The sequence below is a fragment of the Solicola agrisoli genome, from assembly GCF_049059935.1.
Taxonomy (GTDB): domain Bacteria; phylum Actinomycetota; class Actinomycetes; order Propionibacteriales; family Nocardioidaceae; genus JAURVT01.
Genome location: NZ_JBMGQR010000018.1, coordinates 19363 through 31272 on the forward strand (window position 1 = coordinate 19363; position 11910 = coordinate 31272).

At 73.6% G+C, this 11910-nt stretch carries 14 protein-coding genes and 1 tRNA gene; 9 read left to right on the plus strand and 6 right to left on the minus strand.

The window, feature by feature from the left end:
- Positions 1 to 61 precede the first annotated feature (61 nt).
- The 3 genes from ACI6PP_RS08925 to ACI6PP_RS08935 are packed head-to-tail and all read left to right on the plus strand — an operon-like array spanning position 62 to position 2915.
- Complete coding sequence (locus tag ACI6PP_RS08925) at positions 62 to 1216, plus strand: NAD(P) transhydrogenase subunit alpha (RefSeq protein ID WP_421110931.1); 1155 nt, start codon at positions 62 to 64, stop codon at positions 1214 to 1216.
- On the plus strand, positions 1213 to 1524 hold the full coding sequence (locus tag ACI6PP_RS08930; protein ID WP_421110933.1) for an NAD(P) transhydrogenase subunit alpha part 2: 312 nt from the start codon (positions 1213 to 1215) through the stop codon (positions 1522 to 1524). The genes ACI6PP_RS08925 and ACI6PP_RS08930 overlap by 4 nt, the downstream gene beginning before the upstream one ends.
- Positions 1524 to 2915, plus strand: a complete 1392-nt coding sequence (locus tag ACI6PP_RS08935) for an NAD(P)(+) transhydrogenase (Re/Si-specific) subunit beta (protein WP_421110935.1) — start codon at positions 1524 to 1526, stop codon at positions 2913 to 2915. The genes ACI6PP_RS08930 and ACI6PP_RS08935 overlap by 1 nt, the downstream gene beginning before the upstream one ends.
- Before the next feature lie 108 nt (positions 2916 to 3023).
- On the opposite strand, the gene upp is transcribed toward ACI6PP_RS08935, so the two are convergent.
- On the minus strand, positions 3024 to 3662 hold the full coding sequence (upp, locus tag ACI6PP_RS08940; RefSeq protein ID WP_421110937.1) for a uracil phosphoribosyltransferase: 639 nt from the start codon (positions 3660 to 3662) through the stop codon (positions 3024 to 3026).
- A gap of 116 nt (positions 3663 to 3778) precedes the next feature.
- Here upp and ACI6PP_RS08945 point away from each other — a divergent pair, with 116 nt between their 5' ends.
- From ACI6PP_RS08945 to ACI6PP_RS08955, 3 genes are all read left to right on the plus strand, one after another.
- The gene (locus ACI6PP_RS08945) at positions 3779 to 4249 is read left to right on the plus strand and encodes a tRNA adenosine deaminase-associated protein (RefSeq protein WP_421110938.1); all 471 of its coding nucleotides are present in this window, start codon (positions 3779 to 3781) and stop codon (positions 4247 to 4249) included.
- 37 nt (positions 4250 to 4286) lie between these two features.
- Positions 4287 to 4718: a tRNA adenosine(34) deaminase TadA gene (gene tadA, locus ACI6PP_RS08950; RefSeq protein WP_421110990.1), complete on the plus strand. Its 432-nt coding sequence runs from the start codon at positions 4287 to 4289 to the stop codon at positions 4716 to 4718.
- A gap of 157 nt (positions 4719 to 4875) precedes the next feature.
- Positions 4876 to 4963, plus strand: a tRNA-Ser gene (locus ACI6PP_RS08955).
- 45 nt (positions 4964 to 5008) lie between these two features.
- On the opposite strand, the gene ACI6PP_RS08960 is transcribed toward ACI6PP_RS08955, so the two are convergent.
- Genes ACI6PP_RS08960 through ACI6PP_RS08970 form a run of 3 tightly spaced genes read right to left on the minus strand, consistent with a single transcriptional unit; the run spans position 5009 to position 6145 of the window.
- Entirely contained in the window at positions 5009 to 5200 is a 192-nt protein-coding gene (locus tag ACI6PP_RS08960) for a hypothetical protein (protein ID WP_421110940.1), read from the minus strand.
- Positions 5201 to 5237: 37 nt separating this feature from the next.
- On the minus strand, positions 5238 to 5630 hold the full coding sequence (locus ACI6PP_RS08965; protein ID WP_421110941.1) for a hypothetical protein: 393 nt from the start codon (positions 5628 to 5630) through the stop codon (positions 5238 to 5240).
- A 20-nt stretch (positions 5631 to 5650) separates the two neighbouring features.
- Complete coding sequence (locus ACI6PP_RS08970; protein ID WP_421110943.1) at positions 5651 to 6145, minus strand: hypothetical protein; 495 nt, start codon at positions 6143 to 6145, stop codon at positions 5651 to 5653.
- A gap of 94 nt (positions 6146 to 6239) precedes the next feature.
- On the opposite strand from ACI6PP_RS08970, the gene ACI6PP_RS08975 reads away from it, so the two are divergent.
- Positions 6240 to 7727, plus strand: a complete 1488-nt coding sequence (locus ACI6PP_RS08975) for a potassium/proton antiporter (RefSeq protein WP_421110945.1) — start codon at positions 6240 to 6242, stop codon at positions 7725 to 7727.
- Positions 7728 to 7737: 10 nt separating this feature from the next.
- Here the strand turns inward: ACI6PP_RS08975 and ACI6PP_RS08980 are convergent, their stop codons facing one another.
- A complete protein-coding gene (locus tag ACI6PP_RS08980; protein WP_421110947.1) occupies positions 7738 to 8298 on the minus strand; it encodes a LytR C-terminal domain-containing protein in 561 nt (186 codons plus the stop codon).
- Positions 8295 to 8603, minus strand: a complete 309-nt coding sequence (locus ACI6PP_RS08985) for a type II toxin-antitoxin system VapB family antitoxin (RefSeq protein WP_421110949.1) — start codon at positions 8601 to 8603, stop codon at positions 8295 to 8297. The genes ACI6PP_RS08980 and ACI6PP_RS08985 overlap by 4 nt, the downstream gene beginning before the upstream one ends.
- Before the next feature lie 86 nt (positions 8604 to 8689).
- On the opposite strand from ACI6PP_RS08985, the gene ACI6PP_RS08990 reads away from it, so the two are divergent.
- Complete coding sequence (locus ACI6PP_RS08990; RefSeq protein WP_421110951.1) at positions 8690 to 10447, plus strand: helicase HerA-like domain-containing protein; 1758 nt, start codon at positions 8690 to 8692, stop codon at positions 10445 to 10447.
- Positions 10444 to 11895: an LCP family protein gene (locus ACI6PP_RS08995; RefSeq protein WP_421110953.1), complete on the plus strand. Its 1452-nt coding sequence runs from the start codon at positions 10444 to 10446 to the stop codon at positions 11893 to 11895. Before ACI6PP_RS08990 ends, ACI6PP_RS08995 begins: the two co-directional genes overlap by 4 nt.
- The last annotated feature ends 15 nt before the right edge of the window (positions 11896 to 11910 follow it).

Here is an 11910-nt window from a genome sequence, read left to right on the forward strand (position 1 = left end):
TCGACGGGGACGCGCCGGGCAGATGCCGGGCGCGTCCCCGTCCTCCTACTAGGTTCACCGCATGCGGATCGCCGTGGCCAGGGAGACCCAGGACGGTGAGGCGCGCGTCGCGCTGGTGCCCGAGTCGGTGGCCGCACTGGTCGCGGCGGGCCACGAGGTCGACGTCGAGCCCGGTGCCGGCGCCGCGGCGCAGCACGCCGACCAGCAGTACCTCGACGCCGGGGCCGAGGTGGTCGACGGCATCGCCGACGCCGACCTCGTCCTGTCCGTGCAGCCGCTGCGCGACGACCAGGTGCGTGCGCTGCGTCCGCGCGCGGGCACGTTGTCGTTCCTGCCCACCGCCCAGAACCTCGACCTCGTCGCCGACCTGCGCGACGTCGGCGCCACCTCGTTCGCGCTCGAGCTGGTGCCCCGCATCTCCCGGGCGCAGAGCATGGACGCGCTGTCGTCGCAGGCGCTCGTCACCGGCTACCGCGGCGCGATCGTCGCGGCCGGTCTGCTCCGCAAGTTCTTCCCGCTCAACATGACCGCGGCGGGCACGGTCCAGCCCGCCCAGGTCGTCGTGCTCGGTGCGGGGGTGGCGGGTCTGCAGGCCATCGCGACCGCGCGCCGACTGGGCTCGGTGGTGCGCGCCTACGACGTGCGCGCCGCGGCGGCCGAGGAGATCCGCTCGATGGGTGCCAAGGCGATCGAGATCGACCTGCCCACGCTCGAGGGCGCCGGCGGGTACGCCCGCGAGATGTCCGACGAGCGCGCCGACCGTCAGCGCGAGCTGCTCGCGCCCTACGTCGCCGCCGCCGACGTGCTCATCACCACCGCCGCGGTGCCCGGACGCGTCGCGCCGATCCTGGTGACCGCCGAGATGGTGGAGCAGATGGGCCCCGGCTCGGTGGTCGTCGACCTCGCGGCCGAGAGCGGCGGCAACGTCGAGGGCGTGCAGGCCGGCTCGATCGTGCAGCTCGGCCACGCCCAGGTGTGGGGCGGGCGCAACGTGCCCAGCCAGATGCCGGGGCCGGCGAGCCGGCTGCTGTCGCAGAACGTCGTCAACCTGCTGGCGCTGGTCACCGGCGACGACGGCAGGTTCGCGCCCGACTTCTCCGACGAGATCGTCCTCGGCGCGTGCGTCACGCACGGCGGCCACGTCCGTCACGGGCCCACGCGCGACCTGCTGGGCGGTCCGCCCGAGCCCGACCCCGACACCGAGGAGCCGTCGTGAACCCCGACGTCGTCTGGCTGACGATCTTCGTGCTGAGCGTGTTCGTCGGCGTGGAGGTCGTCTCCAAGGTGTCCTCCACGCTGCACACGCCGCTGATGTCGGGCGCCAACGCGATCCACGGCATCATCCTGGTGGGCGCGATCCTGGTCACCGGGGGAGCCGAGAGCACGCTGACGCTCGTGGTCGGCCTGGTGGCGGTGGTGCTCGCCACCGTGAACCTCGTCGGCGGCTTCGTGGTGACCGATCGGATGCTCCAGATGTTCGGCGCGCGCCGCAGGCCCGCGGCCAAGACGGACGGGGACCGCTGATGGTCACCGGCGCCCCGGTCTGGGTGCAGCTGGTCTACCTCGCCGCGGCAGTCTGCTTCGTGCTCGCCCTCAAGGGGCTGTCGTCGCCGGGCACCGCGCGCCGCGGCAACCTGCTCGGCGCGGCCGCGGCGGCCGTCGCCACCGTGGTGGTGTTCTTCGAGCGCGACCTCGACCACGTGCTGCCCATCGTCGCGGCGATCGTCGTCGGCACGGTGATCGGCGTGGTGGGCTCACGGCGCGTCCAGATGACGCAGATGCCCCAGCTCGTGGCGCTGTTCAACGGCGTGGGCGGCGGAGCGGCGGCGCTCGTCGCGCTGCTGGAGCTGGACGAGATCGTGGCGGCGGGCGGTCTAGCGCCGGCCGTCGTCCTGGTGGCCACCGCGTTCACCGTGCTGGTCGGCTCGGTGTCCTTCGCCGGGTCGGTGGTGACGTTCGCCAAGCTGCAGGAGCTGATGACCACCCGTCCGGTGGTGTTCCCGGGCCTGCCGATCGCCTTCGTCGCCGCGCTGGTGGGAGCCGTCGTGCTCGGCGGGCTGGTCGTCGCCGACCCCGTCGTCTGGGTGGGGGTGGTGATCGCGGTGCTCGGCCTGGTGGTCGGGGTGCTGCTCGTCCTGCCGGTGGGCGGCGCGGACGTGCCGATCGTCATCTCGCTGCTCAACGCCTTCACCGGCCTGACGGTCGCCGCCGGCGGCTACGTCCTCGGCAACACGCTGCTGCTCGTGGCCGGCACGCTCGTCGGCGCGTCCGGCACCCTGCTCACGGTGCTGATGGCCCGTGGCATGGGCCGGTCGGTCGCCAACACCCTGTTCGGGGCGCTCAAGGGCGGCTCGACGCTGGGCGCCGGCGAGGCCAGCGACCGCCCCGTCCGCTCGGCCAACGCCGAGGACGTCGCGATCATGCTGGGGTACGCCGACCGCGTCATCGTCGTGCCGGGCTACGGGCTGGCCGTCGCCCAGGCCCAGCACACGCTGCGCGAGCTCGTCGAGGTGCTCGCCGCGCGCGGCACCGTCGTCGACTACGCCATCCACCCCGTCGCCGGCCGGATGCCCGGCCACATGAACGTCCTGCTCGCCGAGGCCCAGGTGCCCTACGAGCAGCTGCGCGAGATGGACGACGTCAACGGCGAGTTCCCGCAGGCCGACGTCGTGCTCGTCGTCGGCGCGAACGACGTCGTCAACCCGGCGGCGCGCACGTCACCGGGCGCCCCGATCTACGGCATGCCCATCCTCGACGCCGACCAGGGCCGTCAGGTCGTGTTCATGAAGCGCTCGATGCGTCCGGGGTTCGCCGGCATCGAGAACGAGCTGCTCTTCGAGCCCCGCACCACGCTGCTCTTCGGCGACGCCAAGGACCAGATGGGCAAGCTGCTCAACGCCGTCAAGAGCCTGTGACGGGCAGACGGACCACGGCGAACGGTCGCGGACCGCGGCAACTCCGCCGTGGTCCGCGACCGTTTACCAGGAGATCCTGGTAATCGGTCGACCGGTGCGGCCGGAAGCTCAGACCACCCCGTACAACCGGTCGCCGGCGTCGCCGAGGCCGGGGACGATGTAGCCGACCTCGTTCAGCTTCTCGTCGAGCCCGGCGGTGACGAGGGCGACGGGGACGCCGACGCCCTCCATGTCCTTCTCGATGCGCGCGACGCCCTCGGGCGCGGCGAGCAGGGTGATGCAGGTGATGTGGTCGGCGCCGCGGTCGACGAGGAACTTGATCGCCGCCGACAGCGAGCCGCCGGTGGCGAGCATCGGGTCGAGCACGTAGCACTGGCGGCCGGCGAGGTCCTCGGGCAGGCGCTCGGCGTAGGTCGAGGGCTCGAGGGTCTCCTCGTCGCGGATCATGCCGAGGAAGCCGACCTCGGCGGTGGGCAGCAGGCGCTGCATGCCCTCGAGCATGCCCAGGCCCGCGCGCAGGATCGGCACCACGAGCGGGCGGGGGCTCGACAGCCGCACCCCCTGGGCGAGCGCGACGGGCGTGCGCACCTCGACGGGCTCGGTGCGGACGTCGCGCGTGGCCTCGTAGGCCAGCAGGGTGACGAGCTCGTCGGCCAGCCGGCGGAACGTCGGGGAGTCGGTGGTCTCGTCGCGGAGCGTCGTGAGCTTGTGGGTGATCAGCGGGTGGTCCGCGACGTGGATCTGCATGGCCCGCAGCCTAGGGGACGCAGGTGACGACGGGACGAGGCAGATCTCGCTAGGTAATGGCGGTTCGCTCTGCGACGATCGAGGGGCACGCACCGCTCGACCCTGGAGGCACCGACATGGCGCAGGACGACACGGTCGACCTCGCGGTCGCCGCCTACCGCGAGGAGGGCGTCTGGCAGCTCGCCGAGCTCCCCGACGTCGTGGGCGAGGACGTCGACGAGCTCGTGGCCGCGCTGCGCCCCTGGCCGGCCGATGGCGGGGTCATCGGCATGGTCGCCGTCGACGAGGACTTCTTCGTCCTGGCCCGCGTCCAGGGCGACGAGGTTCGGCTGATGCTGTCGGACGTCACGGCCGTCGACGAGTGGCCGCTCGCGAGCGGCGTGGCCGACCTGCTCGACCTCCCCGACCCCGACGACGACGAGGACCCGCAGCCCGCGGGCGACATGGGCATCGTCGACGACCTCGGCGTCACCGCCATGGACCTCGCCGTGATGTGCGACGACGACGACCTCTACCCCGACGAGGTGCTGCGCGACGTCGCCGCCCGCCTGGGGTTCGGCCAGCAGCTCACCGACCTCGTCGACTGACGGAGGGCTGGACGTGGCACGCACCTGGGAGCCGGCCATGCGCGACGCGCTGGCGCTGGCGTCGCAGGCGCTCGCCTCGGACGACGTCCCGGTGGGCGCGGTCGTCCTCGACGCCGAGGGCGCCGTGGTCGGCCGGGGCCGCAACACCCGCGAGCGCGACGCCGACCCCACCGGCCACGCCGAGGTGGTGGCGCTGCGCGAGGCCGCCGCCGCCCGTCGCGACTGGCAGCTGACCGGTTGCACGCTCGTCGTCACCCTCGAGCCGTGCACGATGTGCGCCGGCGCCCTCGTCCAGGCCCGCGTCGAGCGCCTGGTCTTCGGGGCGTTCGACGACAAGGCCGGTGCGGTCGGCTCGCTGTGGGACGTCGTCCGCGACCGCCGCCTCAACCACCGCCCCGAGGTGGTGTCGGGCGTCCTCGCCGACGAGGCGTCGGTCCTGCTGCGCGACTTCTTCGCCGCCCGCCGCTGACCCGGCGGTGGGTACGGCACCACCTCCACGGGTCGGCGGTGGGCATGCCCCCACGTTCGGCCCGATCCTGGGGGCACACCCACCGCTGGGAGGCGGGCGGCGGGCCGGCCGGGGGCGGATGGTGGCCGGGCGCGGGGGCTGAGGTAGATTCTCCGGCGGTGGCGTGTCCGAGCGGCCTAAGGAGCACGCCTCGAAAGCGTGTGTAGGGAGACCTACCGTGGGTTCAAATCCCACCGCCACCGCCAGTCGACCCCCGGACGCCCAGTGTCCGGGGGTCGCGTGCGTCCGGGCTACTTCCCGCCGTGCGGCAGGTCGGGGCGTGGGCCGGTCCTGCCGTCGCTGGGGGCCGACGTGGGGTCGGACGTCTCGGCGACGTTGGAGTCGTCGGTCTCGTCCTCGCCCGACGGCGCGGACGCGGACGGCTCGGTGGGCTCGAACGCGTCGGGGTCGACCTCGGACGGTTCCTGTGCCTGGCTGCTCATCGCTCCATCGTCGCCCCGCGGGGGGCGGGGCGCAGGATCAGCTCCAGAACGTCCAGCCGAACAGCAGCACGAGTGCCGAGAGCAGCCCGAGCGCCGCCATCACGACGCCGAACGGCCCCCACACCCACACCGCCCGGCGGCGCCAGTGCAGCACCGTGCCGAGGATGCCGCCGACCAGGCCGAGGAGCCAGCCGATCCACGGGGTGAACAGCGCGACCGTCCCGCGCGCGACGCAGGCGGTGGGCTCGGGCTCGGCGCTCCCGCACGCGCCCGCGGTCATCACCGAGGCCACCGAGACGAACAGCAGGCCGAACGCCCACGCCGCGACGAGCGCCAGCAGCACGATCGTCACCACCCGGCCGAGCACGACCCCGGCGGGCGCGGGAGGTCGGGGAGGGGCGGGTGCTCCCCACGGGGCCGGTGCGCTCACGGCCGTCACGATAGGGCCGGTCAGTCGCCGACGGAGGCAGAAGCGGTGTCCCGCCAGGTCGCCGCGGGGGCGTCGTCGACCGCGTCGACGTGGACGGCGGCGACCGTCGCGTCCTTGGGGACGGCGAACAGCAGCCGCGCGTAGCGGCACTCGCCCGCGGGCACGCGTCGCGTCTCGTCGATGCTGGGCGACCCCTCGGTGGCCGCGGTCGGCTCGAACCGCGACGGCACGCTCGACCCGTCGCCGAGCACCACGCTCCACCCCTTCTCCGAGACGGTGATCGCCCGATCCGTCGACGCGCACTCGGTGACGACGGCCGCGACCAGCTGCTCGTCCGGGGCCACCTGGACGGGCTCGCCGACCGCGGTCGGGTCGAGCGCGTCGGTGATCGCGGCGACGGCGTGGGCGCCGCCGGCGGAGTCGAGCCGCTCGCCGAGCCCGACCGAGCCGTCCAGCGGGTCCGCGGCCGGCGCGGGGTCACCGCCCGAGCAACCCGCGAGCACCGCGACGGCCACCAGCAGGACGCCCGTCGGCCACGGACATGTCCGGACGTGTCGGGCGGGCCCCCTAGGATGAGGCTCCGGGTGTCGGCGGCGAAGGGGGTTCGCGGTGGACCTCGAGGCGCTCGACACCTTCATGCTGGTCGGCTCCGGCGTGCTGCTCGCGGCGATCCTGGCCGTGCGGCTCTCGGTGCGCGCGGGCCTGCCGAGCCTGCTGGTGTACCTCGGCATCGGCATCGTCCTCGGTGAGTCGGTGCTCGGCATCAGCTTCTCCGACGCCGACCTCGCCCACGCGCTCGGCTTCGGCGCGCTCGTGCTCATCCTCGCCGAGGGAGGCCTCACCACCAAGTGGGAGGAGGTCCGTCCGAGCATGGGCCTCGGACTGCTGCTCGCCACCGTCGGCGTCACCGTCAGCGTCGCCGTCGTGGCCGTCGGCGCGCACTACGTGCTGGGCCTGCAGTGGCAGATCGCCATCCTGCTCGCCGCCGTCACCTCGCCCACCGACGCGGCCGCGGTGTTCTCGGTGCTGCGACGCGTGCCGCTGACGCGCAACGTCCTGGGCACGCTCGAGGCCGAGTCGGGCCTGAACGACGCCCCGATCGTCCTGCTGGTCGCGGCGGTCAGCACCGGCGCTGCCGACGACCACTCGCTGCCGGTGTTCGCCGCGATCGTGGCCGTCGAGCTGTTCGGCGGCGCGCTCATCGGCTTCGTGGTCGGACGCGTCGGCGCCTGGGTCATGCGCGGCGCGGCCCTCCCGTCGTCCGGCCTCTACCCGATCGCCGTCCTGGCCTTCTGCGTGCTCGCCTACGGCGGCACCGTGTACGTGCACGCCAGCGGGTTCGCCGCCGTCTACGTCGCGGCGCTCGTGCTGGGCAACGCCGACCTGCCCCACCGCGGCGCCACCCGCTCCTTCGCCGAGGGCATCGGCTGGCTCGCCCAGATCGGTCTGTTCGTCATGCTGGGCCTGCTCGTCTCGCCCGGCATGATCCGGTTCGAGGACGTGTGGATCGCGATCGCCGCCGGCGCCCTGCTGACGTTCGTCGCCCGACCGCTGTCGGTGCTGATGTGCGCGACGCCGCTGGGCGTCCCCTGGCGCGAGCAGGCCTTCGTGTCGTGGGCGGGCCTGCGCGGCGCGGTGCCCATCGTCCTGGCCACGATCCCGCTGGCCGAGGGGGTGCCGAACGCCACCCAGCTGTTCAACATCGTGTTCGTCTTCGTGGTCGTCTACACCTTCGTGCAGGCCCCGACCCTCGGACGCGCGGCCGCCTGGCTCGGTGTCGCCGACGACGGGGCGCGCGAGGTCGAGGTCGAGGCCGCACCGCTGGAGCGGGTGTCGGCCGACCTCCTGCAGATCAAGGTGCCCCGGCGCTCACGGCTGGTGGGCGTCGAGATCGGCGAGCTGCGCCTGCCGCCCGGCGCGTCGGTGGCGCTCGTGGTGCGCGAGGGCGAGGCGTCGGTGCCCCACCGGACCTACCGCATCCACCGCGACGACGACCTGCTCGTCGTGGCGCCCCGCGCCGTGCGCGAGCAGACCGAGGAGCGGCTGCGCGCCGTCGGCCGCCGTGGCCGTCTGGCCGGGTGGCTCGACGACCGCTGAGCCGATCGGGTCAGGGTGCGTCGGGCGTGGCCTCGACCGGCACGCAGATCTGGACGGCCCGGTCGACCTGGATCTGGGCGGGGTACTTCTTGCGCAGCCCGGCGTACCGCGGCCCCACGATCATCTCGACGTTGTCGCCCTGGGCCTGCGTGGGCTGGACGTAGGTGATCTTGCCCTTGAACTGGCGGGCGACCAGCCGGACTGCGGGGTCCTCGCGGTCGGCGGTGATCAGGGTGATGTTGTTGGCCGCCTGGATGCCCTCGGGCACGTTGCCCACCTTGCCCGGACGGAAGCCGCGCTGCTGGAGGTTGATCAGCGTCCGGTTGGCCAGGCCCGACACCGAGCCGGCGTTGTAGACGGTGACCGTCACCTGGCCGGACGGGAGGTTGCCGCCGGCGGGGATGGTGGCGTCCTCGCACTGGGCGGTGTCGTCGGTGGTGGCGTCGGCCAGCGACGGCGCGTCGGCGAACAGCAGCCGGAACCCCACGAACGTCCCGACGACGAAGAGGGCGACGAGCGCGCTCATCGTGATGATGCTGCGGCGCGCGCGGCGGGTGGACTCGCTGGTCATCGGTGCCGTCCGGTCTCGATCAGGTGGACACGGGCATGGAGGACGTGCCGCTGCTGCAGCGCGGCACGGAGCGCGCGGTGCAGGCCGTCCTCGAGGTACATGTCGCCCCTGTAGTACACGACGTGGGCGAACAGGTCACCGAAGTAGGTGGAGTCCTCGTCGAGCAGGGTGGCGAGGTCGAGCTCCTGCTTGGTGGTGATCAGCTCGTCCAGCCGCACCTGCTGCGGCGGCACCTGGGCCCACTGCGACTGCGAGAGCCCGTGGTCGGGGTACGGCTTGGAGTCCCCGACGCCCTTGAAGATCACGCCGCAAGTGTAGGGGAGCGATCTGTTTCGTCCCCGACGTCCGACGTAGCCGGGTCGGACGTGGCCGCCCCCTATACCCTGACCGGATGACCAGCGCGAGCGGGCCGCCCGCGGCCGACTCCTCGGCCTCCGCTGCGGCCGACGCGGCTCGTGTCGCCCGGGCCGAGGCCGAGGCCGCCGTCGCGCGCGCCGAGCAGGCCGAGGCCGCGGCTGCCGCCGCCGCGCAGGCCGAGTCGGCCGCAGCCCCGCCGGCCGCCGACGACAGCGGGACGGTCGCCGCCGTCCGCGCCGGGTACGCCTTCGACGGCGCCGTCGTCGAGATCGGCGCCCTGGTCGACGGCGGCGAGCCGCGCGCGGACGTCGGCGTCCGCATCCCGCTGGCGATGATGAACCGTCACGGCCTGGTGGCCGGCGCGACGGGCACGGGCAAGACCAAGACGCTCCAGGTGCTCGCCGAGCAGGTCGCGGCGCAGGGCGTCCCGGTGTTCGCGGCCGACGTCAAGGGCGACCTGTCGGGCATCGCCGCCGCCGGCACGTCCAGCGACAAGCTGCTCGAGCGCACCCGCGGCATCGGCCAGGAGTGGACGCCCACCGCGTCGTCCACCGAGCTGCTCAGCCTCGGCGGCCTCGGCACGGGCGTGCCGGTGCGCGCCACCGTCTCGGCCTTCGGCCCGCTGCTGCTGAGCAAGGTGCTCGGGCTCAACGACACGCAGGAGTCGAGCCTCGGGCTGGTCTTCCACTACGCCGACCAGGCCGGCCTGCCGCTGCTCGACCTCGCCGACCTGCGTCAGGTGCTCACCTACCTGGTCAGCGACGAGGGCAAGCCCGAGCTCAAGGAGCTCGGCGGACTGTCGTCGGCCACGGCCGGCGTCATCCTGCGCGAGCTGGTCACGTTCGCCGACCAGGGCGCCGACGCGTTCTTCGGCGAGCCCGAGCTCGACACCGCCGACCTCCTCCGTGTGGACGCCGACGGCCGCGGCGTCGTCTCGCTGCTCGAGCTCTCCCACGTCCAGGACAAGCCGGCGCTGTTCTCGACCTTCCTGATGTGGTTGCTGGCCGACCTGTACGCCGACCTCCCCGAGGTCGGCGACACCGACAAGCCCAGGCTCGTCTTCTTCTTCGACGAGGCGCACCTGCTGTTCCGCGACGCGTCCAAGGACTTCCTCGACCAGGTCGCCCAGACCGTCCGGCTGATCCGCTCCAAGGGCGTCGGCATCTTCTTCGTCACGCAGACCCCCAAGGACGTGCCCTCCGAGGTGCTCGCCCAGCTCGGATCCCGCCTGCAGCACCAGCTGCGCGCCCACACTCCTGAGGACGCCAAGTCGTTGAAGGCCACCGTCTCGACCTACCCCACCTCGGAGTACGACCTCGCCGAGGTGCTCACCGCGCTGCCCACCGGTGAGGCGGTGGTGACCGTGATGAGCGACCGCGGTGCGCCGACGCCCGTCGCCTGGACGCGCCTGCGCGCGCCGCAGGGGTCGATGGACCCGCTGCCCGCGGCCGACGTCGAGGCGCTCGTCGCCGCGTCCCCGCTGACGCCCAGGTACGGGCAGGCCGTCGACCGCGAGTCCGCGCGCGAGATGCTCCTCGCCCGGCTCGAGGCCGGGGCCGAGGCCGCCGCCGCCGAGAAGCGCGCCGAGGCCGACGCATCCGACGCCGCGAGGGCCGACGACCGCACCGACCGGCTCCGCCGCGAGGCCGAGCGGGCCACGCGTGGCAGCGGCTCGCGTCCGCGGCGCACGTCCACCCGCCAGACCCCCGCCGAGAAGATGCTGGGCGAGGCGGGCCGGACGCTCGCGCGCGAGATCGTCCGCGGCATCTTCCGCACGGGCCGCCGCCGGTGAGCGCGCGCAAGGGACCGGGCCGCCTCGCCCGCACGTGGCAGCGCTGGCGCGGCGTCGCCCGCTGGAAGCGCTGGGCGCTCACCACGCTGGTCGGCGTCCTCGTCGTCGTGCTGGGCACCGGTGCCGGCCTGTACCTGCGCTTCAACGCCAACCTCGACGTCACCGACATCAACAGCGACGACATGGGCGACCGTCCCACCGTCGTCGCCGGTCCGCAGCAGCCGATCACGGTGCTCGTCATCGGCTCCGACACCCGCAAGGACGTCTCCGGCCGCTACGGCGCCGACGACGGCACCAAGCGCAGCGACGCGCTGATGATGGTGCACGTCTCGGGCGACCGGAAGCGCATCGACGCCGTGCAGATCCCGCGCGACACCATGATCGAGCGCCCCGCCTGCCGCGACACCGACGGCAAGCGGCTCGCCGCGGCGCGTGAGCAGATCAACGGCGTGCTCGACTACGGCGCACCGTGCCTGGTCAAGACCGTGGAGTCGCTCACCGACAACCGCATCGACCACTACATCGAGATCGACTTCCGCGGGTTCGCCCGGATGATCAACGCGCTCGGCGGCCTGCCGATCTGCCTGGACCAGGCGATGGTCGACCCCCGCGCCGACCTCGACCTGCCGGCGGGCGAGCAGGAGCTGACCGGCCGCGAGGCCCTCGCGCTGGCCCGCACCCGGCACGCCGTCGGCGACGGCAGCGACATCGGCCGTCTCGCGCACCAGCAGGTCGTCATGTCGGCGGTCGTGCAGCGCGCGCAGAGCTCGGCGGTGCTCACCCGCCCCGACCGGCTCGTCCGCTTCGTCGACGCGGTGACGTCGTCGCTCACCGTCGACGAGGGCCTCGACAGCGTCGCCTCGCTGGCGGGCCTGGCGCGCGAGGTCGCCGAGGTGCCGAGCAAGGACATCACCTTCGCCACCATGCCGTGGGCCGAGGACCCCTACGACGTCAACCGCGTGGTGCCCGCCTCGGGTGCCGAGCCCCTGTTCGCCAAGCTGGCCTCCGACCTGCCCATCGACGGCAGCGACGAGCCGTCGGCGACGCCGACCGCAGAGGAGACGGCGCTGCCGTCCACCCCGGTCACCGTGCTCAACGCCGGCGGCGTCGGCGGGTCGGCGACGTCGCTCGCCAACAAGCTGCGCACGGCCGACGTGGAGGTCGGCGAGATCGGCAACGCCGAGCGCGTCGAGACCACGACGATCCAGCACCCCGACACCAAGGCCGGCCTGCGCGACGCGAAGCGCACCGCCGCGCTGCTCGGGCTGGACGACTCGCAGGTCGAGGTCGCCGACGTCACCGCCGTCACCATCCTCGTGGGCGCCGACAGCCGCACGGACCCCCTCACCGTCGAGGGCGGCGACCCGAGCGCGTCGGCCTCGCCGTCCGAGGACGCCGACGCCCCGCCGCTGCAGTCGAGCAAGGCCTCGCAGAAGGCCTGCTCGTGACCTCCTCGTCTACCA